The organism is Bradyrhizobium guangdongense (assembly GCF_006483445.1).
Lineage (GTDB): Bacteria > Pseudomonadota > Alphaproteobacteria > Rhizobiales > Xanthobacteraceae > Bradyrhizobium > Bradyrhizobium guangdongense_A.
Genome location: NZ_PPPT01000197.1, coordinates 1 through 20,161, shown reverse-complemented (window position 1 = coordinate 20,161; position 20,161 = coordinate 1). Strand labels below are relative to the sequence as shown.

At 65.4% G+C, this 20,161-nt stretch carries 20 protein-coding genes and 2 tRNA genes; 15 read left to right on the top strand and 7 right to left on the bottom strand.

The genetic code is table 11. The features are described from left to right. Positions 1-118: 118 nt before the first annotated feature. Positions 119-1,687, bottom strand: a complete 1,569-nt coding sequence (locus tag C2U70_RS26935; protein ID WP_140981655.1) for a winged helix-turn-helix domain-containing protein — start codon at positions 1,685-1,687, stop codon at positions 119-121. A 245-nt stretch (positions 1,688-1,932) separates the two neighbouring features. On the opposite strand from C2U70_RS26935, the gene C2U70_RS26930 reads away from it, so the two are divergent. After that, on the top strand, positions 1,933-2,145 hold the full coding sequence (locus C2U70_RS26930; protein ID WP_140981654.1) for a hypothetical protein: 213 nt from the start codon (positions 1,933-1,935) through the stop codon (positions 2,143-2,145). A 7-nt stretch (positions 2,146-2,152) separates the two neighbouring features. On the opposite strand, the gene C2U70_RS26925 is transcribed toward C2U70_RS26930, so the two are convergent. After that, positions 2,153-4,372 (bottom strand): outer membrane protein, encoded by a 2,220-nt coding sequence (locus C2U70_RS26925; RefSeq protein ID WP_140981653.1) that lies wholly within the window; start codon positions 4,370-4,372, stop codon positions 2,153-2,155. 151 nt (positions 4,373-4,523) lie between these two features. Next, the gene (locus tag C2U70_RS26920) at positions 4,524-5,345 is read right to left on the bottom strand and encodes an SDR family NAD(P)-dependent oxidoreductase (protein ID WP_140981652.1); all 822 of its coding nucleotides are present in this window, start codon (positions 5,343-5,345) and stop codon (positions 4,524-4,526) included. 205 nt (positions 5,346-5,550) lie between these two features. On the opposite strand from C2U70_RS26920, the gene C2U70_RS26915 reads away from it, so the two are divergent. Both C2U70_RS26915 and C2U70_RS26910 read left to right on the top strand, forming a co-directional pair. Beyond that, a complete protein-coding gene (locus C2U70_RS26915; RefSeq protein ID WP_140981651.1) occupies positions 5,551-6,987 on the top strand; it encodes an NAD-dependent succinate-semialdehyde dehydrogenase in 1,437 nt (478 codons plus the stop codon). 104 nt (positions 6,988-7,091) lie between these two features. Beyond that, complete coding sequence (locus C2U70_RS26910) at positions 7,092-7,538, top strand: MgtC/SapB family protein (protein ID WP_140981650.1); 447 nt, start codon at positions 7,092-7,094, stop codon at positions 7,536-7,538. On the opposite strand, the gene C2U70_RS26905 is transcribed toward C2U70_RS26910, so the two are convergent. Further along, positions 7,517-7,591: transfer RNA gene (locus tag C2U70_RS26905), tRNA-Thr, on the bottom strand. The two genes, C2U70_RS26910 and C2U70_RS26905, sit on opposite strands and share 22 nt — an antisense overlap. A gap of 326 nt (positions 7,592-7,917) precedes the next feature. On the opposite strand from C2U70_RS26905, the gene C2U70_RS26900 reads away from it, so the two are divergent. The 12 genes from C2U70_RS26900 to C2U70_RS26845 all read left to right on the top strand — a co-directional run bounded on the left by C2U70_RS26900 (position 7,918) and on the right by C2U70_RS26845 (position 16,222). Continuing rightward, the gene (locus C2U70_RS26900; RefSeq protein ID WP_140981649.1) at positions 7,918-8,106 is read left to right on the top strand and encodes a hypothetical protein; all 189 of its coding nucleotides are present in this window, start codon (positions 7,918-7,920) and stop codon (positions 8,104-8,106) included. A 23-nt stretch (positions 8,107-8,129) separates the two neighbouring features. Next, on the top strand, positions 8,130-9,842 hold the full coding sequence (locus C2U70_RS26895) for an FAD-dependent oxidoreductase (protein ID WP_140981648.1): 1,713 nt from the start codon (positions 8,130-8,132) through the stop codon (positions 9,840-9,842). Positions 9,843-9,952: 110 nt separating this feature from the next. Beyond that, positions 9,953-10,261, top strand: coding sequence for an EthD family reductase (locus C2U70_RS26890; RefSeq protein ID WP_140981647.1), 309 nt, complete (start codon positions 9,953-9,955; stop codon positions 10,259-10,261). A gap of 192 nt (positions 10,262-10,453) precedes the next feature. Further along, positions 10,454-10,963 (top strand): hypothetical protein, encoded by a 510-nt coding sequence (locus C2U70_RS26885; RefSeq protein WP_140981646.1) that lies wholly within the window; start codon positions 10,454-10,456, stop codon positions 10,961-10,963. A 123-nt stretch (positions 10,964-11,086) separates the two neighbouring features. After that, the gene (locus C2U70_RS26880) at positions 11,087-11,911 is read left to right on the top strand and encodes an alpha/beta fold hydrolase (protein ID WP_140981645.1); all 825 of its coding nucleotides are present in this window, start codon (positions 11,087-11,089) and stop codon (positions 11,909-11,911) included. A gap of 100 nt (positions 11,912-12,011) precedes the next feature. Further along, positions 12,012-12,479 (top strand): DUF2948 family protein, encoded by a 468-nt coding sequence (locus C2U70_RS26875; protein ID WP_186294495.1) that lies wholly within the window; start codon positions 12,012-12,014, stop codon positions 12,477-12,479. Positions 12,480-12,552: 73 nt separating this feature from the next. Continuing rightward, on the top strand, positions 12,553-13,848 hold the full coding sequence (gene hisD, locus C2U70_RS26870) for a histidinol dehydrogenase (RefSeq protein WP_140981643.1): 1,296 nt from the start codon (positions 12,553-12,555) through the stop codon (positions 13,846-13,848). Continuing rightward, entirely contained in the window at positions 13,845-14,342 is a 498-nt protein-coding gene (locus C2U70_RS26865; RefSeq protein ID WP_140981642.1) for a UPF0262 family protein, read from the top strand. The genes hisD and C2U70_RS26865 overlap by 4 nt, the downstream gene beginning before the upstream one ends. Before the next feature lie 72 nt (positions 14,343-14,414). Further along, on the top strand, positions 14,415-14,882 hold the full coding sequence (locus C2U70_RS26860; protein WP_140981641.1) for a low molecular weight phosphatase family protein: 468 nt from the start codon (positions 14,415-14,417) through the stop codon (positions 14,880-14,882). 152 nt (positions 14,883-15,034) lie between these two features. Beyond that, positions 15,035-15,664, top strand: a complete 630-nt coding sequence (locus tag C2U70_RS26855; protein WP_140981640.1) for a Maf-like protein — start codon at positions 15,035-15,037, stop codon at positions 15,662-15,664. A 135-nt stretch (positions 15,665-15,799) separates the two neighbouring features. Then, positions 15,800-15,982, top strand: coding sequence for a DNA gyrase inhibitor YacG (gene yacG / locus C2U70_RS26850; protein ID WP_140981639.1), 183 nt, complete (start codon positions 15,800-15,802; stop codon positions 15,980-15,982). Positions 15,983-16,146: 164 nt separating this feature from the next. Continuing rightward, positions 16,147-16,222 (top strand) — tRNA-Phe (locus tag C2U70_RS26845). A gap of 109 nt (positions 16,223-16,331) precedes the next feature. Here C2U70_RS26845 and C2U70_RS26840 read toward each other — a convergent pair. The 3 genes from C2U70_RS26840 to C2U70_RS26830 form a co-directional block, all read right to left on the bottom strand. Further along, on the bottom strand, positions 16,332-18,641 hold the full coding sequence (locus tag C2U70_RS26840; protein ID WP_140981638.1) for a glycoside hydrolase family 31 protein: 2,310 nt from the start codon (positions 18,639-18,641) through the stop codon (positions 16,332-16,334). A gap of 22 nt (positions 18,642-18,663) precedes the next feature. Next, complete coding sequence (locus tag C2U70_RS26835; RefSeq protein ID WP_140981637.1) at positions 18,664-19,743, bottom strand: ABC transporter ATP-binding protein; 1,080 nt, start codon at positions 19,741-19,743, stop codon at positions 18,664-18,666. Positions 19,744-19,761: 18 nt separating this feature from the next. Next, positions 19,762-20,161, bottom strand: a 400-nt coding sequence (locus C2U70_RS26830; protein WP_140981636.1) for a carbohydrate ABC transporter permease, incomplete at its 5' end; no start/stop codon positions are given.

Sequence of the window (20,161 nt, the reverse complement as noted above, 5' to 3'; positions counted from 1 at the left end):
GACGTGCCCGAGCCCGTCCTTCAAGATCATCGACAGATGAGCCTCAGTCTATGCTAATCGCCCAACCGGACAAGCCCGGCCATGACGGTGTGGAAGCGTATGCGACTGCGCGAAAACTCTACTCCATCCCCGCCCGCCGCAGCCCTTCCAGATAATGCTCCCGATCGGCCGCGCGCTTCATCGGTAGCTCATTGGTGATCCAGGCGAGCGTGACGCCGGGCTGGGCGCGGTGCAATCCTTCCAGCGCTGATGCGGCAAGCGCATGCCGACCGGACATGCCGGCGGAGGCCGTCAGCACGCGATGGGCGCCGACGAAATCGCCACGCTGGCGCAGCGATTCGCGTGCGAGCTGGATCGCGTCGTCATAGTTGCGGCCGATGAACTGGGCGTAGGCGGCAATGCCGTAATAGATCGCCGAGAACGGATCGCGCGGTGAGAGCCGCAGCGCACGGCGCGCCGCTGCATCGCCATCTTGCCAGCGGCCCGAGTAGCAAAGCGCCACGCCATAGAAGGCCTGCGCCATCGCAAAGTTGGGATTGAGGCGCAGCCCCATCTCGAACTCCGCGATCGCGTCGTCGAAACGGCGCTGGAACAGATGGGTGTAGCCGAGCCCGTGATGGGCCCAGGCGTCCTCGCCATCGGCTTCGACGGCCGCGAGCGCCGCGCGCTCGGCGATCGGCACGGCCGTGCCCATGCCGCCCCAGCCCATATGAGCGCCAAAAATATGGCTGGTCGCGAGCAGCCCGAGCGCCTTGCCGTAACGCGGGTCGATGGCGATGGCCTTGTCGAGCAGCGCCTGCGCAGCAAAATTGTCCTCGCGCGTGATGCGCCAGAAATGCGACAGCGCGCGCATCACGAGATCCCAGGCGTCGAGACTGCCCGGCGGCTTCTGCTGCGCGCGAAAACTCTCGGCGGCGTAGAGCTGCGGCTCGATCGCGGCGACGATGGCCTCGGTGATCTCGTCCTGCACGGCGAAGACGTCGGCGATACTGCGGTCGTAGCGCTCGGCCCAGAGATGGCTGCCGGTGGAGGCGTCGTTGAGCTGCGCGGAGATGCGCACCTGGTCGCCGCTTCGCCGCACGCTGCCTTCGAGCACATAGCGCACGCCGAGCTCGCGGGCGATCTCGCTGAGATGCACCGCGCGGCCCTTGTAGATGAAGGACGAGTTGCGCGCGATCACGAAGAACCAGCGCAGTTTTGACAGCGCCGTGATGATGTCCTCGCTGATCCCGTCAGAGAAGTAATCCTGCTCGCGGTCGCCGCTCATATTGGTGAAAGGCAGCACCGCAATCGCCGGCCGGTCCGGCAGCGGCAGCGCGGCCAGATTGTCCTTCCGCTCGTGACCATTCACGGGTTCCATCGCGTGAGCTTGGGCTACGCGCAGCTCGATATCGCCGACGAAGCGGAACCCCTTTCGCGCGATGGTTCGGATCAAGGCCTGGTTCGCGCCGCTGTCGCCGACGGCCTTGCGCGCCGCATTGATCCGGCTGGTGAGCGTGGACTCCGAAACGGAGCGCCCGTGCCAGATCTTGTCGATCAGCTCTTCCTTGGTCACCACGCGGTCGCGATTTTCCATCAGGTGGACGACGAGGTCGAACACCTGCGGCTCCACTGCAACGGGAGCGTCGCTCCGGCTCAGCTCGCGCCTGTCGGTATCAAGTCGATGATCCCCAAACAGAAATTGCACCGGGAACTCTGGCCTCACGAGAAAATCAAGCGATTCAAAAGACAAAATGAGAATAACGGTCGAGTCTTTGAGTCCGGCGAGGAGCATCCTTGGTTCATCGCGACGGAAGGATGCCTGCCATGCCATTTCGGGATAGGAATACAACCTCCGCTAGAAATCGACGCCTCCTGGCAGGATTGCTCGCGGCCATGCACGAGTCGCGGCGCCGCCAGGCTGCGCATATTCTTTCCGGGAATGCGCCTCTGATGGCTGTGTCCGACGTCACAGCGCGGCTTGGCCCGACGTCGCAGCCGCTGCGGGCCGGTCAACCCGTAGACCCCCGTCCGAACAGGTTCAGCCCGCTGCTTGCTACATTGGCGGTGCTGCTTATCGTGGCGCATGCGATCTGCGCAGTCATGATCGTCGACCGCGCGCTGGCGCATGCGCCAGGCGCGATCACGATCAGCGCGAGCGACTGATCTTGTGTTACGGCGTGAACTTGTAGGACAGCCCGGCGCGAACCGTGTCGATGGTCTGCCGGCCGCCGCGATCGGTGGTGGGCGTGCCGCCGGGCTCGGTCGTCGCGATGGTGGTTGTGGCTTCCACCTTGCCGAAATCGTAGTGCAGATATTCGAGCCGCGCGATCCAGTTCGAGCCGCCGATAAAACTCTCGACGCCGGCGCCGGCCGCGATGCCGAAATGATTGCGCGCGCTCTCGATCACCGCGACGGTGACAGGGCCCGGAATCGTGCTCGCTGTCGCTTCGGTTCGGTGCACGCGTTCGAAGGCGAGGCCGCCGGTGGCGTAGAGCAGCCAGCTGCTCGACGGCGTGAAGCCGAGGCGGCCGCGCAGCGAGCCCAGATATTTGACGTTGTCCGACAGCGTCGCGATGGTGGTGAGCTCGAGCACGGTCGGCGACGAGCCCTTGATGCCGGTGGCGCTGCCGTCGATCTCGAGGCCGGCAACCGCACGTCCATATTGCCAGTTATAGCCGGCCTGGCCTCCGCCGAGCCAGCCGCTCGACTTGATGCCACCGACAAAACCTCCGGGTGCGCTAAAATTCCAGGAGAAATCGTTCTCCTTCCAGCCATAGCCGGCATGGGCGCCGAGATAGAAGCCCGCCCAGCTCTGCAGGGGCGCGAGAGGTGCTGCCTTCGCATAGGCGAGCGCGGTGACGGGCGTCGCGGCCTCCGGCCCGAATTTGTAGGACACGCCCGCGCGCAGGATGTCGATGGTCTGGCGACCTGCGGAGCTCGTTGCCGAAAAGTTCGGGAATGGCGGCGCGACGAGGAGCAGGTTCGAATCGCTGCGCACGCGACCGAAATCGTAATGCAGATATTCGAGACGCCCGATCCAGTTGGTGCTGCCGAGCATCATTTCGCCGCCGACGCCGGCAACCCAGCCGAAGCGGTCGCTCGGCGTGTTGAAGGTGGTGCTGGTGACGCCGGTGCCCGTCGTGTCCTGCCGCACCTGGGCGACTTCCATCTTCTCCCAGGCGAGGCCGGCGGTGCCATACAGGAGCAGGCTGTCGATCGGCGTGAAGCCGAGGCGGCCGCGCACCGAACCGAGATACTTCACCTTCTCGTCGAACCTGAGCGCGGAGACCGTTCCGCCCGCCGCGAGCACCGCCGTATTGGTGCTGCCCTTGATGTCGGCCGCGCTGAGATCGGCCTCGAGGCCTGCGACGACACGGTCATACTGCCAGTTGTGGCCGAACTGGCCGCCGGCAACCCAGCCTTTTGATCTGGGGCCGTGCAGCGCACCGTCGGGCGCGAAGTCCAGCAGCACCAGCGACTGGCTGAAGGGATCGTCCGCCCAGCCGTAACCGCCATGAGCGCCGATGTAGAAGCCGGCCCACGGCGTGCGCGGCGACACCATCACCGGCGCCTTCGCGTAAGGCACGGGCGAAAACCGCGCTGTCTCGCCGAACTTGTAGGACACGCCGGCGCGCACGAGGTCGATGGTCTGCGCGCCCGAGGTCGAGTTGACCTGGCCGATCGCGGCCGTCAGCGCCGACGCATCGACATTCTGGCCGAAATTGTAATGCAGATATTCGACGCGGCCGATCCAGTTCGGATGGCCGAGCATCGCCTCGACGCCGAGGCCTGCGACCCAGCCGAACTTGTCCGTCGGCGTGCGCGTCGACGAGAAGGTCGAGCCCACAGGGGACGTCCGCAGCGTCTCCGCCGTCGAATCGAGGCGCTCCCAGGCGAGGCCCGCGGTGCCGTAGAGCAGCAGATTGGGCGTTGGCAGCCAGCCGAGGCGGGCGCGGGCGCTGCCGAGATACTGCACCTTCTCGGTCCGCGTGATGGTCGCGGTATCGGTGCCGACGGTCTCGCTGACGGCATTGCTGCCTTTCAGGCCGGTCGCGGAAAAATCGAGCTCGAGGCCGGTGACGGCACGGCCGAACTGCCAAATATAGCCGGTTTGCGCGCCGTAGACGGCGCCGCTCGCGCTGATCCCGTTGATCGATTGCGGCGTGGCGAGCGCAAAGGCCTGCGACTGCGAGAAGGAGTCGCGTTGCCAGGCATAGCCGCCGTGGATGCCGAGATAGAAGCCGGCCCAGGACGCGGCGATCGGCGGCGGAGGGGCCTTGGCGGTCGTGAGATCGGCGGCGAGTGCTGTGCCGGTCAGCGCAAGGAGCGAGACGCTCCCAAGGAGAAACCCGCGCGACGCCGACAGCGCCGCCTTCGATTCCAACCGCATTCCCAGTCCCCGCCGAACATTCCCAATTTTGGCGACGACATGGAATCACGGCGAATCGCGATTCGCTACCTCGCGTTGCATGCGGCCGCGAACCATATTTTGGCTGGTGCCGCCGCGATGTTTACCATTCATCAACCATGTTGTTCGGGAATCACGCCGGCCAGGCCTGGCCGCCGCCGTCGATGCGCAACACCTGGCCCGAGACGAAGGCGCCCATCGGGCCTGCGAAGAACTCGACCACGCGTGCGACCTCGTCGACGGTCGCGATGCGATCGAGCGTGCCGGTCTCGACCATCCGGTCCGGATCGACCGCGCGGGTGCCGAGGAAGCGGCCGGTGCGGGTGTCGCCGGGCGCGATGCAATTGACGGCGATGTCGTAGGCGCGGAGCTGGTCGGCGAGGCAGCGCGTGTAATGCGTGACGCCGGCCTTGGCCACCGCATAGATCGAACCGTTGGTACGGCCCTTGAAGGCCGCGACCGAGCCGAGCGTGACGATGCGACCGCGCCGCCGCTCCATCATGGCCTTCGCCACCGCCTGGCAGGTCAAGATCGTCGAGAGCAGATTGCGCTCGAGCACCGCGCGCACGTCAGCTTCCCTAATGTTGACGGCATCATTCGGATCGGGCTTGCCGCCGGCGGCTGCGATATCGCCGCCGGCATTGTGCACGAGGATATGAATCGGGCCGAGTGCGGCTTCCGTCTCCGCGATCACGCGTGAAATGTCCTCGCCCTTGGTGAGATCGCCGAGCACGCGGCAGGTGCGCACACCAAAGCTCCTGCCGACTTCGGCGGCAACCGCCGTGAGCGTGGTGCCCTCGCCATATTCGGCCGGACCGTTCTCGCGCATGCCGTGGATCGAAACGTCAGCGCCGAGTGCGGCGAGCTTTTCCGCAAAGGCGCGGCCGAGTCCGCGTCCCGCGCCCGTCACCAGCGCCACCTGGCCTGACAATGGTTTCCCGTCATGCGATGCCATGATCTTCTCCTGTTATGAAGGACCAGTCTGCCGCGAGGGCGCGCCCGGTCGCAAGGGGGCCGGATGCAGCGCAATTTGTCACGGCAGCGTTGCACGCAGATTTGACGCGTGAGACGGCCGCCCTCTTCATGCTAGAGGTGTCCCCGGATGGGGCCCCATCGTCTACCAGCCAAGCCAACGCAAAACACGTCACAGGGAGAGACAATTGGCCTATTCGAACACGCAGCTTTTCATCGGCGGCAAATGGCGTCCGGCCCAGTCGGGCAAAGTCATTGAAGTCCTCAATCCCGCCACCGAAGAGGTGATCGGTACCGTCGCCCATGCAGGGAAGGCCGACCTCGACGAGGCGCTGGCCGCGGCCGCCGCGGGCTTCAAGGTCTGGCGCAATGTCGCGCCGTTCGAGCGCTGCCGCATCATGCGCAAGGCCGCCGCGATCATGCGCGAGCGCAATGACGAGATCGCACCACTGCTCACGATGGAGCAGGGCAAGACGCTCGGCGAAGCCAAGATGGAAGCCATGGCCGCCGCTGATGTCATCGAATGGTTCGCTGAGGAAGCCAAGCGCGCCTATGGCCGCCTGATCCCGGCCCGCGGCCCCGGCATCTACCAGCTCGCGATGAAGGAGCCGGTCGGCCCGGTCGCGGCCTTCACGCCCTGGAATTTCCCGATCAACCAGGTCGTGCGCAAACTCTCGGCCGCGCTCGGCGCCGGCTGCTCGATCATCGTCAAGGCGCCTGAGGAGACCCCGGCCTCGCCCGCGCAGCTCATCCGTGCCTTTGCGGACGCAGGCGTGCCCGACGGCGTCATCAACCTCGTCTATGGCGTGCCGGCGGAGATCTCCGAATATCTCATCCCGCATCCGGTGATCCGGAAAATCTCCTTCACCGGCTCGACCAATGTCGGCAAGCAGCTCAATGCGCTCGCCGGTCTGCACATGAAGCGCGCCACCATGGAGCTCGGCGGCCACGCGCCGGCAATCGTGTTCAAGGACGCTGATGTCGCCTCGGCCGCGAAGATCCTGGCTGCCGCGAAATATCGCAACGCCGGCCAGGTCTGCATCTCGCCGACCCGCATGCTGGTGCAGGACGCCGTGTTTAGGGAGTTCGTCGACAAGTTCGTCGAGGGCGCAAAGGCGATGAAGGTCGGCAACGGCCTCGATCCCGACAGCAAGATGGGCTCGCTCGCCAATCCGCGCCGCGTCACCGCGATCGAAGGCATGGTGCAGGATGCCGTCGGCAAGGGCGCCAAGCTCGAGACCGGGGGAAAACGCGTCGGCAACAAGGGCTATTTCTTCGAGCCGACCGTCGTCAGCGACGTGCCGAAGGACGCGCGCGCCATGAATGAGGAGCCGTTCGGCCCGCTCGCTTTGATCTCGCGCTTCTCGAGCTTCGACGAGGTCGTCGAGGAAGCCAACCGCCTGCCGTTTGGTCTGGCGTCCTACGCCTTCACCTCATCGACCAAGACCGCAACCGCGATTGGGTCCGCGGTCGAAGCCGGCATGATGTCGATCAACAGCTTCGGTCTTGCTCTCCCCGAAGTGCCGTTCGGCGGCATCAAGGATTCCGGCTACGGCTCGGAAGGCGGCACCGAGGCGATGGAAGGTTATTTCAACACCAAGTTCATCACGCAGACGGGCGTGTGAGCTGAACGAGACGGACGCGGCTGCGCATCGCGAGGTGCGCAGCCGTTTCTTGAGCGGAACTGCTTCGCGTCCTGGTCGTTAGGTCGCGAAGCATCGAGGCCTACGTGGACAGATTTCAGATCGGAGCCCATTTCCTCGCGCTGGCATGCGCCTTCATTCTGGCGGTGCCGATCGGCTGGGATCGCGAGAAGCGGGCGCGCAGCGCGGGCTTGCGTACCTTTCCACTGGTTGCGATGGCGAGTTGCGGTTTCGTGCAGGCGAGCGAGGCCCTGCTAATCCATTCACCTGACGGCATGGCAAAGGTGATCGAAGGCCTCATCACCGGCATTGGGTTCATCGGCGGCGGTGCGATCCTCAAGAAGGGCGATTCCGTGCAAGGCACGGCGACCGCGGCGAGCCTGTGGGCCACCGGCGCGATCGGCGTTTCCGTCGGCCTCGGTAGCTACGACGTCGCCGTGACGATTGCGGTCTTCACGTTCCTGACGCTGAAGCTGCTGACGCTGGTGAAGGAGGAGGCGGAGCCAGAGAATGGTGCTGCCAGACAGGATTGAACTGTCGACCTCTCCATTACCAATGGAGTGCTCTACCACTGAGCTACGGCAGCAGATGCTGGGATAAGAATCGGCCGCCAGAGGGGCCTACCAAGCGGGCCGATATCTGCCACAAGCCCCCCCTCTGTGCAAGCGCACTTGCCCGGGCAAATCGACAAAATCGGCCCGATCCCGGGCTCAAACGGGTCATTTCGATGCGAAACGCTCGGCTTTCGTCCGATTTGGTTCCCGTCGCCCCCAGCCAACTGGCCAGTTGGCGGCCATCCGGAATTCGCCCCAATCTGGCAGCCTGATTGCATCGGCCCGCTCAAGGCCCCTTGAGCCGTCGCTCGCCGATGGCATGGTGTCGCCGACCTCCTCGACGAAATCAGATCCCGAGATGACCAAAGACACCGACAAAACAGCGCCAGGCCACCGCGACACTAAGCAGGACCGCCTCGCCTCAGCCCTGCGCGAAAATTTGAAGCGGCGAAAGATGCAGGCCCGCGAGCGCACCAAGCCGGCCGAGCCCTCGCACAATGACGACGCCACCCCACATGAGGGGGCCGCCGGAAAGACCGGCGATTGATTTTGGAATGGACTGGAGTGACGATGGCGCAGGATGGCGAACCACAACAATCCGATCAGGACACGCTGATCTCGCGCTTCACGCGTCCCGAGCAGACCTTCCCGACGCTGACCGATGCCGAGATCGCGCGCATGCGCCATTTTGGCGACGTCAAAAGTTACAAGAGCGGCGAGCGTCTGTTCGAAACCGGCAAGCCGGGGCCGGGCATGTTCGTCGTGCTCTCGGGCCACGTCTCGATCACCCAGCGTGACGGGCTCGGTCACGTCACGCCCGTCATCGATCAGGGTCCCGGCCAATTCCTCGCCGAGCTCGGCCAGCTCTCCGGGCGGCCGGCGCTGGTCGACGGCACGGCCGATGGCGATGTCGAGACATTGTTGATTCCGCCGGACCGCCTGCGCGCGCTGCTCGTCGCCGAGGCCGAGCTTGGCGAGCGCATCATGCGCGCGCTGATCCTGCGCCGGGTCAATCTGATCCAGGGCGGTATCGGCGGCCCCGTGCTGATCGGTCCGTCGCATTCGGCCGGCGTGGTTCGTCTGCAGAGCTTCCTCACCCGCAACGGTCAGCCGCATCATCTGCTCGATCCCGCCACCGAGCATGACGCGGCCGATATCATCGCACGCTACTCACCGAAGCCCGAGGACTGGCCGCTGGTCGTGACCGCCGGCGGCACCGTGCTGCGCAACCCGAGCGAGACCGAGCTCGGCCGCGCCATCGGCATGATCGGCGGGCCCAAGAACGATCGCATCTATGATGTCGCGATCGTCGGCTGCGGACCTGCGGGACTTGCGACCGCGGTGTATGCAGCGTCCGAAGGACTTTCGGTCGCCGTCCTCGACACCCGCGCCTTCGGCGGCCAGGCTGGCGCCAGTGCGCGCATCGAGAACTATCTGGGCTTTCCGACCGGCATCTCCGGCCAGGCGCTCGCCGGCCGCGCTTTCACCCAGGCGCAAAAGTTCGGCGCCGACATCATGATCCCGATGACGGTAAAGTCGCTGGATTGCTCCCGCAGCAACTCCGGCGCCTTCTCGTTGGCGCTCGACTGCGGCGATCTCCTGCGCTCGCGCTCCGTCGTGGTTGCAAGCGGTGCGCGCTATCGCCGGCCGGAGATCGAAAACCTCGACAAGTTCGAAGGCCGCGGCGTCTGGTACTGGGCCTCGCCTGTCGAGGCAAAGCTGTGCGCCGGTGAAGAGGTCGCGCTTGTCGGTGCCGGCAATTCGGCGGGGCAGGCGGCCGTGTTCCTTTCCGGTCATGCTAAGAAAGTACTGATGATCATCCGCGGCGGCGGGCTGGGTGCCAGCATGTCGCGCTATCTCATCGAGCGCATCGAAGCGACGCCGAACATCGAGCTCTTGTTCAACACCGAGGTCGCCGCGCTCGAGGGCGACGAGGCCTCGCTGTTGCGGCGCATTCGCTGGCGCAGCCGGCTCTCGCCGGACGAGGACAGCGCCGACATCAAAAACCTCTTTCTGTTCGTCGGCGCCGATCCAGCCACCAACTGGCTCGACGGCTGCGGTGTCACGCTCGATCGCGGCGGTTTCGTCGTCACTGGCGCGCAGTCCGAGCAGAACCAGGGCCGGCTTGTTGCGCCCCTGGAGACATCGGTGCCCGGCGTCTACGCCGTCGGCGACGTGCGCTCTGGCTCCGTCAAGCGCGTCGGCGGCGCGATCGGCGAGGGCGCGCAGGTCGTGGCCTCCCTGCACGGCTTCCTCGGCGACGCCGCAAAACCGGCGCTTTAGTCAAGGAAAAGGCAAGCGAGAGGCGATGGGATGCGGCTTGCCTTCTCGCTGGCCAATGCGGACTATCGCCTCACCCAACAACAGAACGAATTTTTCAACGGGAGGACTAAATGGCTGAAGTCGTCGTGCTCTACAAGACGCCCAAGGATGCTGCTGCCTTCGACAAATATTACGCCGAGACGCACATTCCGCTGGCGAAGAAGATTCCGGGCCTGAAGAAATATGCGATCAGCAAAGGACCGGTTAATTCGCCGACTGGGCCGTCCGGAGTCCATCTCGTCGCGATTCTCTCCTTCGACAGCCTCGCCGACATTCAGGCCGGCTTTGCCAGCGAAGCGGGCAAGGCAGCCGGCGGCGACGTTCCGAAGTTCGCAAGCGGCGGCGCCGACCTCTTGATCTTCGACACCAAGGAAGTCTGATCCACGCAAGATCGATTCAACTTTCGTCGAAAGTCCGCTGTCTGATGTGACGGTCTTGCAAAAAATGCGTGCATGCGTTTGCCGCCGTAAACGGCGAACGCATGGCTCGCCTCAAGCGTGTGGCAAGATCGCATGTAGAATCCCGATGAGGACCGTAATACCATTGACAGGTATCTCAATGGGGAGAGTGTCATGGTCCTTGGCATGAGTTTGGCTGCGTTCACACTGGTCCATGTCATCATCAGTCTGATCGCCATCGTCGCGGGCCTCATCGTGATGTTCGGCATGCTCGGCTCGAAATCGCAGCCGGGACTGACCGCGATCTTCCTGCTCTTCACGATTCTGACCAGCGCCACCGGCTTCCTGTTTCCGTTCAAGGAGCTGCTGCCCTCGCACATGGTCGGCATCCTCTCGCTGGTGCTGCTCGCGGTCGCCTGCCTTGCGTTGTATGTGATGAAACTGTCGGGCGCTTGGCGTCCGGTCTATGTCGTGACCGCGCTGGTGTCGCTTTATCTCAACGTCTTCGTGCTGATCACGCAGTCGTTCCTGAAGATCCCGGCGCTCGCCGCGCTCGCGCCGGCGGTGCCGCCGAACCCGCCCGCCGGTCCCGTGTTCGCGGTCGCGCAAGGCGTGGCACTGGTGTTCTTCGTGATCGTCATCATCGGCACCTGGCGCCGCTTCCGGCCGATCGCGTTCGCCTGAGTCAATCGCCTCGTCATTCCGGGGCGCCCGAAGGGCGAATCCGGAATCTCGCGCAACAAACTCCAGATTCCGGGTTCACGCTAACGCGTGCCCCGGAATGACTCCATGAAAAAGAGGTCAGTCATGCCCACCATCACCACCAAAGACGGCGTCGAGATCTTCTACAAGGACTGGGGCAAGGGCCAGCCGATCGTGTTCAGCCATGGCTGGCCGCTGTCGTCGGACGATTGGGACGCGCAGATGCTGTTCTTCCTTGGGCAAGGCTATCGCGTCATCGCCCATGACCGCCGCGGTCACGGCCGCTCCGCGCAGGTCGCCGACGGCCACGACATGGATCACTATGCCGACGATCTCGCAGCGGTGACAGCGCATCTCGACCTGAAGAACGCCATCCATGTCGGCCACTCCACCGGCGGCGGCGAGGTCGTGCGCTACATCGCGCGCCACGGCGAGAGCCGGGTGACGAAGGCCGCGATTCTGTCGGCGGTGCCGCCTTTGATGGTGCAGACGGCGGCCAATCCGGGCGGCCTGCCCAAAAGCGTGTTCGACGATCTCCAGGCTCAGCTCGCCGCCGGCCGTTCCAGCTTCTACCGCGACATCGCGGCGGGGCCGTTCTACGGCTACAACCGGCCCGGCGCAAAGCCGTCGGAAGCCGTGATCCAGAACTGGTGGCGTCAGGGCATGATGGGCGGCGCGAAGGCGCATTACGACGGCATCGTCGCCTTCTCGCAGACCGACTTCACCGAGGACCTCAAGAAGATCAACGTGCCGGTGCTGGTCATGCATGGCGACGACGACCAGATCGTGCCTTACGCCGATTCCGCACCGCTGTCGGCCAAGCTGTTGAAGAACGGCACGCTGAAGACCTACAAGGGTTTTCCGCACGGCATGCCGACCACGGAAACGGCGACCATCAACGCCGAGCTCCTGGCGTTCTTCAAGGGCTAAGGCCGGCGCCGGCTCAACTTGTGACGGCTCCGCGGCGTGATAGTCTCGCGCCGCGGCGCGATGGAACAGGCCCGTTGCCGCGACGTTAAAAGTGTCGGCCATGGCTCCCCAGCTCAAACTGATCGCGCTCGACGCCGATGACCTCGCGGTCATCTCCACCCATGTGCAGGATGCGCGGGTGCAGACGTCTGACATCATCTGGCGACAGGGCGAGAAGCGGCTGGTGGTCGGCCTCAACCGGCTCGACTGGGAGCAGGCGCTGCACGGCGAGGCCGAACCGAGCCGGCTGGTCGCCGCGCTTCGGTTCGACCGCGTGCTCGCCTGCAAATCGCGCAACATCGACCTTGCCACGCCGGAGAAGGTGCTGGATCTCGTCGGTATCGAATTCCACGCCCATGACGCCCCCGGCGGCAGCGCGCTGTTGCTGTTTGCCCATGGCGGCGCCATCCGGCTGGATGTCGAATGCCTGGAATGCGAGCTGACCGACCTCGGGGCCGACGATCTCGGGACCGGGGAGGAGGGCGAGGTCGCCCTCAAGGAAAACCCCAAAGGAAACCCCGAGGGTTGACGCCGCTGGCCCGCCGCGCCATTGAGCAGGGGGCCTGAAAGTGCCTCCCGACACCGGACAACGACACGCCAAAATGCCCATTCGTCTCGACCGCAGCAGCGCCGATTTCGACCAGCGATTCGCGACCTTCCTCGCCGCCAAGCGCGAGGTTTCGGCCGACGTCGAGGCCGCCGCGCGCGCCATCGTCGATGATGTTGCGAAGCGCGGGGATGCCGCGCTGATCGAGGCGACCAAGAAGTTCGACCGGCTGGAGCTCGACGCCGCCTCCTTGCGCGTCTCGGCCGCCGAGATCGACGCTGCCGTGAAGGCTTGCGATGCCACCACGCTGGACGCGCTGAAGCTCGCCCGCGACCGCATCGAGACCTATCACGCGCGCCAGTTGCCGAAGGACGAGCGCTTCACCGACCCGCTCGGCGTCGAGCTCGGCTGGCGCTACACCGCGATCGAATCCGCCGGCCTCTACGTGCCCGGCGGCACCGCCGCCTATCCGTCCTCGGTGCTGATGAACGCGGTGCCGGCCAAGGTCGCCGGCGTCTCGCGCCTCGTGATGGTGGTGCCGTCGCCTGACGGCAAGCTCAATCCGCTGGTGCTGGCGGCCGCAAAGCTCGGCGGCGTCACCGAGATCTATCGCGTCGGCGGCGCGCAGGCTGTCGCCGCGCTCGCCCATGGCACCGCGACGATCGCGCCGGTCGCAAAGATCGTCGGCCCCGGTAATGCCTATGTCGCCGCCGCAAAACGGCTGGTGTTCGGCAAGGTCGGCATCGACATGATCGCCGGTCCGTCCGAGGTGCTTGTCATTGCCGACGACACCGGCAATGCCGACTGGATCGCCGCCGATCTGCTGGCGCAGGCCGAGCACGACGCGAGCGCGCAATCGATCCTGATCACGGACTCAGGCAGACTCGCCGCCGACGTCGAGGCTGCCGTCGCCGCACAGTTGAAGACGCTGCCACGCGCGGCGATTGCCGGTGCCTCCTGGGCCGAGTTCGGCGCCATTATCATGGTCAAGAACCTGAACGAGGCCATCCCGCTCGCGGACGCCATCGCCGCCGAGCATCTCGAGATCATGACGGATGATCCCGACGCGCTGGCCGCAAAAATCCGCAATGCCGGCGCGGTGTTCCTCGGCGCGCATACGCCGGAGGCGATTGGCGATTATGTCGGCGGCTCCAACCACGTGCTGCCGACGGCGCGTTCGGCGCGGTTCTCCTCGGGGCTGTCCGTGCACGACTTCATGAAGCGCACCTCGATCCTGAAATGCGGCCCGGACCAGTTGCGCGCGCTGGGTCCTGCTGCCATGACTCTCGGCAAGGCGGAGGGGCTGGACGCCCATTCGCGCTCGGTGGGATTGCGCCTCAATCTGTCATGACCAAGCCGCCCGAACAGGACGACTCCAACAACCGCATCGTCGGCGTCACGCTGGACGAGGAATCGATCGGCCGTTCGGGGCCTGACATCGAGCATGAGCGCGCGATCGCGATCTACGACCTGATCGAGCAGAACCTGTTCGCACCGGAAGGCGCTGGCGAGCAGGGTCCGTTCACGCTGCATCTCGGCATCACCGGCAACCGGCTGATGTTCGACATCCGCCGCGAGGACGGCACGCCTGTCGTCGCGCATCTGTTGTCGCTGACGCCGTTCCGCAGGATCGTGAAGGACTATTTCATGATCTGCGACAGCTACTACCAGGCGATCCGGACCGCGACGCCGGACAAGATCGAGGCCATCGACATGGGCCGCCGCGGCATCCATGACGAGGGATCGCGCACGCTGCAGGAGCGGCTGAAGGGCAAGGTGCGGGTCGATTTCGAAACCTCGCGCCGGCTGTTCACGCTCATTACTGTTCTTCATTGGAAGGGCTAGGGCATGGCCCGGAAAAGTGTGCAGCGGTTTTCCGACAAGGCCATGCCCTCGACCAAAGAAGGCTAAGCGGCGATGGCGGGTCCGCCACGCGCACGCGATCCGCAATCGGTGCTGTTCGCCTGCGCGATGAACAGCGTGCGCTCGCCGATGGCCGAGAGCCTGCTGCAGCACATGTTCCCGCAAGGGCTCTACGTGAAGTCCGCCGGCGCCCGGAAGGGCGAGCTCGACCCGTTCGCAATCGCTGTGATGGCCGAGCTCGGCCAGGACATCTCGACCCACAAGCCGCAGACGTTTGAGGAGCTGGAGGACTGGGAAGGGCTGAATTTCGATCTCATCATCACGCTGTCGCCGGAGGCGCACCACAAGGCGCTGGAGCTGACCCGCACGCTCGCGGCCGACGTCGAATACTGGCCGACGCAGGATCCGACCACCATCGAAGGCAGTCGCGACCAGAAGCTCGCCGCCTATCGCGACGTCTGCGACCAGCTCCTGATGCGCATCCGCCGCCGCTTCGCCAAAGTCGGCGCGGCGAGCGGGTGACGTAACACCGGCGTCACAGACCGCGGGCACACGGCTTCTCGGACCCGTCGAATCAGTCAGTCCGGTCCGGGTTCCTGGGTTGTGAATCCAGCCCCCTTCCGATAGGTTCCGCGCGCAAATCCACCCCTGCTTCGTCCTCCCAAAATCACCTGATGCTCGGCCGCCCCAAATTCGTTCTTGCCTCCGGTTCGCCACGGCGCCTGTCGCTGCTCAACCAGGCCGGCATCGAGCCCGATGCCCTGCGGCCGGCCGATGTCGACGAGACGCCGAAGCGGGGCGAGCTGCCGCGCGCCTGCGCCAATCGCCTGGCCCGCGCCAAAGCCGATGCGGCCCTGAAGTCAGTCCAGCTCGATGACGAGCTGCGTGGCGCCTTCATTCTGTCCGCCGACACGGTGGTGGCGGTCGGCCGCCGCATCCTGCCCAAGGCCAACCTCGTGGACGAGGCCGCGCAGTGCCTGCGGCTGCTGTCGGGGCGCAACCATCGCGTCTACACCGCGATCTGCCTCGTCACCCCGCGAGAGGCCTTCCGCCAGCGCCTGGTCGAGACCAGGGTGCGCTTCAAGCGGCTCTCCGAGGACGACATCCAGGCCTATATCGGCTCCGGCGAATGGCGCGGCAAAGCCGGCGGCTACGCCGTGCAGGGCATCGCCGGCTCCTTCGTGGTCAAGATGGTCGGCTCCTACACCAACGTCGTCGGGCTGCCGCTCTACGAGACCACGACCCTGCTCGGCGGCGAGGGCTTCCCCATTCGCTTCGGCTGGCTCAACGCTGCCGGCATCTGAGCGGCCTTGCAAAAGACGTCGAAAACAACCCCATGCACAGTAGACCGGCCCCGCAGAACGCCCGCGGAATCGGCCTCAGGAACCTGTCCGCGACTGCGCATTTGACCCCAAAACTTCGTGTAAGTTGCGCCGATCATGCACGACCAAGCCAAAACGCCGCTTCCCCCGCTCAAGTCCTGCCCGATCTGCGGCAAGCCGGCCGAACACGCCACCCGCCCGTTCTGCTCCTCGCGCTGCCGCGACGTCGACCTGAACCGCTGGCTGAAAGGCAGCTACGTCATCCCCGGTCGTGACAATGCGGTCGAGGATGATGAATAGCGTCGTCTTATCAATGCGTTGCGGGCGCGGCGAGCATCCAGGCCGCCGTTGTCAACACCCCCGCCGCGCCCGGCGAAGCCACTTCGCGAAGCCGGGTGGACAGGCAGCCTTCAGCCCACTATAAACCGCCCGCTCGATGGGCCTTGCGCCCTCTCGTCGGGTACGCCCAGGTAGCTCAGTTGGTAGAGCATGCGACTGAAAATCGCAGTGTCGGTGGTTCGATTCCGCCCCTGGGCACCATTCCAATCAAATTTCTAATCCAGCGCGGATTTTGTCGTTTGAGAAGACGAGCGCTGGACCCGCGCTCGATGCATCGGGACCAGGTTGCGATTGAGGCCGGCTTCGCGGCTCACTCGGCTGTCCCGGCAAGGCGCAGATTTGGTACGCCGACGCCACGGACGCGGATCGATGTCGCCAACTCTCCACTGACATCGAGAACCACGCCAATCTCATCGCGGCGCAGGCGGAATTCGATGGTGCGGCCTGCCTTGCGCCAATCCGCCGTCTCGCCATCGTCGACATAAACGAGGCCTGAGCCTTGTCCGTCAGGCGCTCCGAACGCGACTGCCGTCAGTCCCTTCTCGTCCTCGACCGGAACGATCGCGCCGGCGCGTGCGAAGACGGGGAGGCGGCCCAGAGGCGCTGCGACGGTGATGGTCCGCCCGCCCTCGAATGCCGTGCCATCATGCCAGTCATACCAGCCGCCGGGATGGGCGGGCAGATAGACTTTTCTGCTCGTCGCGCCCTCGTCGAGCACGGGCGCGACGAGCAGATCGGGGCCGAGCATGAACGCGTCCTCGACTGCCGCTGCATTCGCGTCCGAAGCGAAATCCCAAAACAGCGGCCGCACTGGCGGTACGTCGTCCAGCGCCGCGCGCCACATCTGCGTGTAGAGATAGGGGATGAGGCTGTGGCGAAGCTCCATGGTGGATCGCACCTGCGGGAGCACGTCCGGATGCATCCACGGCGTCGTGACGATGCCGCTGTCCTTCCAGGAATTCATCACCATGCGCGGCCACAGCGCGCAGAACTCGACGAAGCGGCACAACAATTCCGGGCCCGGCGAAGGGCCGTGGAAGCCGCCGACGTCGTGGCCGGTGTTGTAAAACCCCGACAGGCTCATGTTCAGGCCCTGGATCAGATTGTAGCGCAGCGACTTCCAGGCGGTTTCGTTGTCGCCACTCCAGGTCTGGCCGTAGCGTGCGATGCCGGCGCTGCCGGCGCGCGTGATCGTATAGGGGCGCTTGCCGGGTGCCTGCGCGGCCTGGGTCTCGTAGGCGAGCTTGTGCATCAACAGCGCCTGTGCGGGTCTCGCCAGGGCCTGCGGGAACGGCCGGCCGTCGCCGTTGCAGGCCGCATCCTCGTCCCAGATCTCGTATTCGTTGTTGTCGTTCCAGACCGACGTCACGCCGAAGGCGAGCAGCGCGTCGCGGATGCCGTCGGCCCACCACTTGCGTCCTGCCGGGTTGGTGAAGTCGACATGGAAGCCGAGGCCGTCCCAGAATTGCGCGACGGCCGGCTCGCCGGTCTCGCCGTCGGCGACCAAAATGCCGCGCGCTTTAGCTTCATCGATTCTTGGATGATCGTCGAGCAAGCAGGGTTTTAGGTTGGTGACAGGCTGCATGCCGGCCGCCTTGAGCCGCGCCATGGTCGCGGCCGGATCGGGGAATTTTTCGCGATTCCAGTTGAAGGCGTAGCGACGGTTGCCGATCGAGGTGTAGCCCGAGCCGAAGTGAAAGCTGTCGCAACGGATACGATAGCGCCGGCAATCCTCGATGAAGGCGGTGATGCGCCGGTCGGCATCGGGGGCGTCGGCGATGGTCATGGTCGTCATCGCGAAGCCGAGCGACCATCGCGGCGCAAAGGCCTGTCCGCCGGTCAGCCAGGAAAACCGGCGCGTGACGTCGGGCACGCTCGGCCCAGCAAGCACGTAATAGTCGAGGTCGCCGTCCTCGGCGCGATAGGTCCGGAACAGGCCGTGGTAGTTGTCGATGGTGCAGCCGAGGTCGACCGCGCCGAGCGCGAGATTGTCGTAGAAGATGCCGTGCGCGCCGCGCGCGCCGTCGACGATGACAAACGGCAGCATTTTGTAGAGCGGGTCGGACAATTCGGCATCGAAGCCGCAGGGGTCGACGGCATCGATCGCAAAGCGCCGGCCGGTGCGATCGAGCGGACCGGTCTTGTCGCCGAGCCCGTAATGGCGTTCGTCGTCGTGCCGTTCCATCGCATGCATCAAGGCGGCTGTCTTGCGCGACAGCAGATAGGCCTGGGTTGGGCGATCCCTCAGGAAGGGCTGCTGCTCGCCGTCGCGGTACCAGGCGATGCCGAACGGATCGAGCCGAATTTGAGCGCGAAGACCCGCAGCAGTCAGCGTGACGATGCCGCCATCCTCCGCCACGGTCGCGGCCGGATTCGCAAAGCCCGAGATGTCGTCGCGCTGCCGGCCCTCGAACGGCGGCTCGGTGCGATCGGGCGCGATCGCCCAGCCGCGATCGAGCCGATAGCCCTCCGGCCGGCGCAGGGTGACGCGGCCGATGTCGCGCTCGAGGATGGCGACGCGCAAGCTGGCGAGCGGGGCCGCCGCCGGCCCGGTCGCGAGGTCGAACAGCGCGGCGTGGCCATCGAGGCCGCGGAAGCGGCCATGGGTCAGGGCTTTCATTTGATCAGGCTCCGGGGGACGATCACGGCTTGGCGAGAGCCGCGCCGGTCGCGTCGAAAATATGCAGGTGGTCGGGGGCGAAGCGGATCGCGACGGCATCGCCGCGGTCGAACCGCGACTGGCCATCCTGGCGCAGCGTGATCTGCGGCAGGCCGGGCGCGGTGGCATAGATGAAGGTCTCGCCGCCAAGCTGCTCGACGAGATCGACGGTTGCGGCCAGCATCCCCGTGTCGTGCGCGATGTCGATGTGTTCGGGGCGGATGCCGAGCGTCACGCGCGCGCCGGCGGCGAGGCCGGACGCGGCGCGGGGCAGCGCGACCTCGCGCTCGCCGACGCTGAGGCGCAGCGTGCCGTCGTCGGACAGCACGGTCGCGGGCAGAAAATTCATGCGGGGCGAGCCGATGAAGCCCGCGACGAAGGCGTTCGCGGGGCGGTTGTAGAGCTCGAGCGGCGTGCCGACCTGCTCGATCCGGCCGGCGTTGAGCACCACGATGCGATCCGCGAGCGTCATGGCTTCGACCTGGTCGTGCGTGACATAGATCATCGTGCCGCCGATATCGGCATGCAGGGCGGCGAGCTCCTTGCGCGTCGCCACGCGCAGCTCTGCGTCGAGATTGGACAGCGGCTCGTCGAACAGAAAAATCTTCGGATCGCGCACGATGGCCCGGCCGATGGCGACGCGCTGGCGCTGGCCGCCGGACAGCGCCTTGGGCTTGCGGTCGAGATAGTCAGTCAGACGCAGCATGGCCGCGGCGCGGTCGACACGCGTCGCGATCTCCTGTGGCTTCAGTCCCATGTTTTCGAGCGCAAAGCCCATATTCTTGCGGACGCTCATATGCGGATAGAGCGCATAGGACTGGAACACCATGGCCAGCCCCCGGTCGGAGGCGGGCAGGTGGGTGACGCGTTCGCCGTCGATATGGATCTCGCCGCTGGTCACGTTTTCGAGGCCGGCGATGACGCGCAGCAGCGTCGACTTTCCGCAGCCGGAGGGGCCGACGAAGACGACGAATTCGCCATCCTTGACGGCGAGATCGATGCCATGCAGCACGTCGATGCTGCCGAAGGATTTTCGCGCGCTCGTGAGTGTCAGGTCAGCCATGGTTGTTCACCCGATCGGTCATTTCATTCCCGTCGAGCCGATGCCCGTCGTGATGAAGCGCTGCAGGAACACGAAGACGAGGGCGACGGGAACAAGCGTCACGACCGTCATCGCAAGGAGGTAATGCCACTGGGTCTGGAGCTCGCCCTGGAAGGCATTGAGCGCGATCTGGAGCGTGTAGACCTCGGTCTTGGTCAGGACCGCGAGCGGCCACAAAAATTCGTTCCAGCGCCACATGATCGAGAAGATCGCCAGAACCGCCAGCGCCGGCAGGGTCAGCGGCATGACGATGCGCCAATAGATCTGCCACTCGGAGGCCTTGTCCATGCGCGCGGCCTCGATCAGATCCTTTGGCAGCGTCAGCATGTATTGGCGGAGCAGGAACACGCCCGTCGGCGTCGCGGCACCCGGCAGGATC

Bases quoted from the DNA above. Each gene is read 5' to 3' on its own strand.
- C2U70_RS26930 (WP_140981654.1), top strand. From the start codon at position 1,933: ATGGCTGTGTCCGACGTCACAGCGCGGCTTGGCCCGACGTCGCAGCCG.
- C2U70_RS26925 (WP_140981653.1), bottom strand. From the start codon at position 4,372: ATGCGGTTGGAATCGAAGGCGGCGCTGTCGGCGTCGCGCGGGTTTCTC.
- C2U70_RS26920 (WP_140981652.1), bottom strand. From the start codon at position 5,345: ATGGCATCGCATGACGGGAAACCATTGTCAGGCCAGGTGGCGCTGGTG.
- C2U70_RS26900 (WP_140981649.1), top strand. From the start codon at position 7,918: ATGACCAAAGACACCGACAAAACAGCGCCAGGCCACCGCGACACTAAG.
- C2U70_RS26895 (WP_140981648.1), top strand. From the start codon at position 8,130: ATGGCGCAGGATGGCGAACCACAACAATCCGATCAGGACACGCTGATC.
- C2U70_RS26890 (WP_140981647.1), top strand. From the start codon at position 9,953: ATGGCTGAAGTCGTCGTGCTCTACAAGACGCCCAAGGATGCTGCTGCC.
- C2U70_RS26885 (WP_140981646.1), top strand. From the start codon at position 10,454: ATGGTCCTTGGCATGAGTTTGGCTGCGTTCACACTGGTCCATGTCATC.
- C2U70_RS26880 (WP_140981645.1), top strand. From the start codon at position 11,087: ATGCCCACCATCACCACCAAAGACGGCGTCGAGATCTTCTACAAGGAC.
- C2U70_RS26875 (WP_186294495.1), top strand. From the start codon at position 12,012: ATGGCTCCCCAGCTCAAACTGATCGCGCTCGACGCCGATGACCTCGCG.
- hisD (WP_140981643.1), top strand. From the start codon at position 12,553: ATGCCCATTCGTCTCGACCGCAGCAGCGCCGATTTCGACCAGCGATTC.
- C2U70_RS26865 (WP_140981642.1), top strand. From the start codon at position 13,845: ATGACCAAGCCGCCCGAACAGGACGACTCCAACAACCGCATCGTCGGC.
- C2U70_RS26860 (WP_140981641.1), top strand. From the start codon at position 14,415: ATGGCGGGTCCGCCACGCGCACGCGATCCGCAATCGGTGCTGTTCGCC.
- C2U70_RS26855 (WP_140981640.1), top strand. From the start codon at position 15,035: ATGCTCGGCCGCCCCAAATTCGTTCTTGCCTCCGGTTCGCCACGGCGC.
- yacG (WP_140981639.1), top strand. From the start codon at position 15,800: ATGCACGACCAAGCCAAAACGCCGCTTCCCCCGCTCAAGTCCTGCCCG.
- C2U70_RS26840 (WP_140981638.1), bottom strand. From the start codon at position 18,641: ATGAAAGCCCTGACCCATGGCCGCTTCCGCGGCCTCGATGGCCACGCC.
- C2U70_RS26835 (WP_140981637.1), bottom strand. From the start codon at position 19,743: ATGGCTGACCTGACACTCACGAGCGCGCGAAAATCCTTCGGCAGCATC.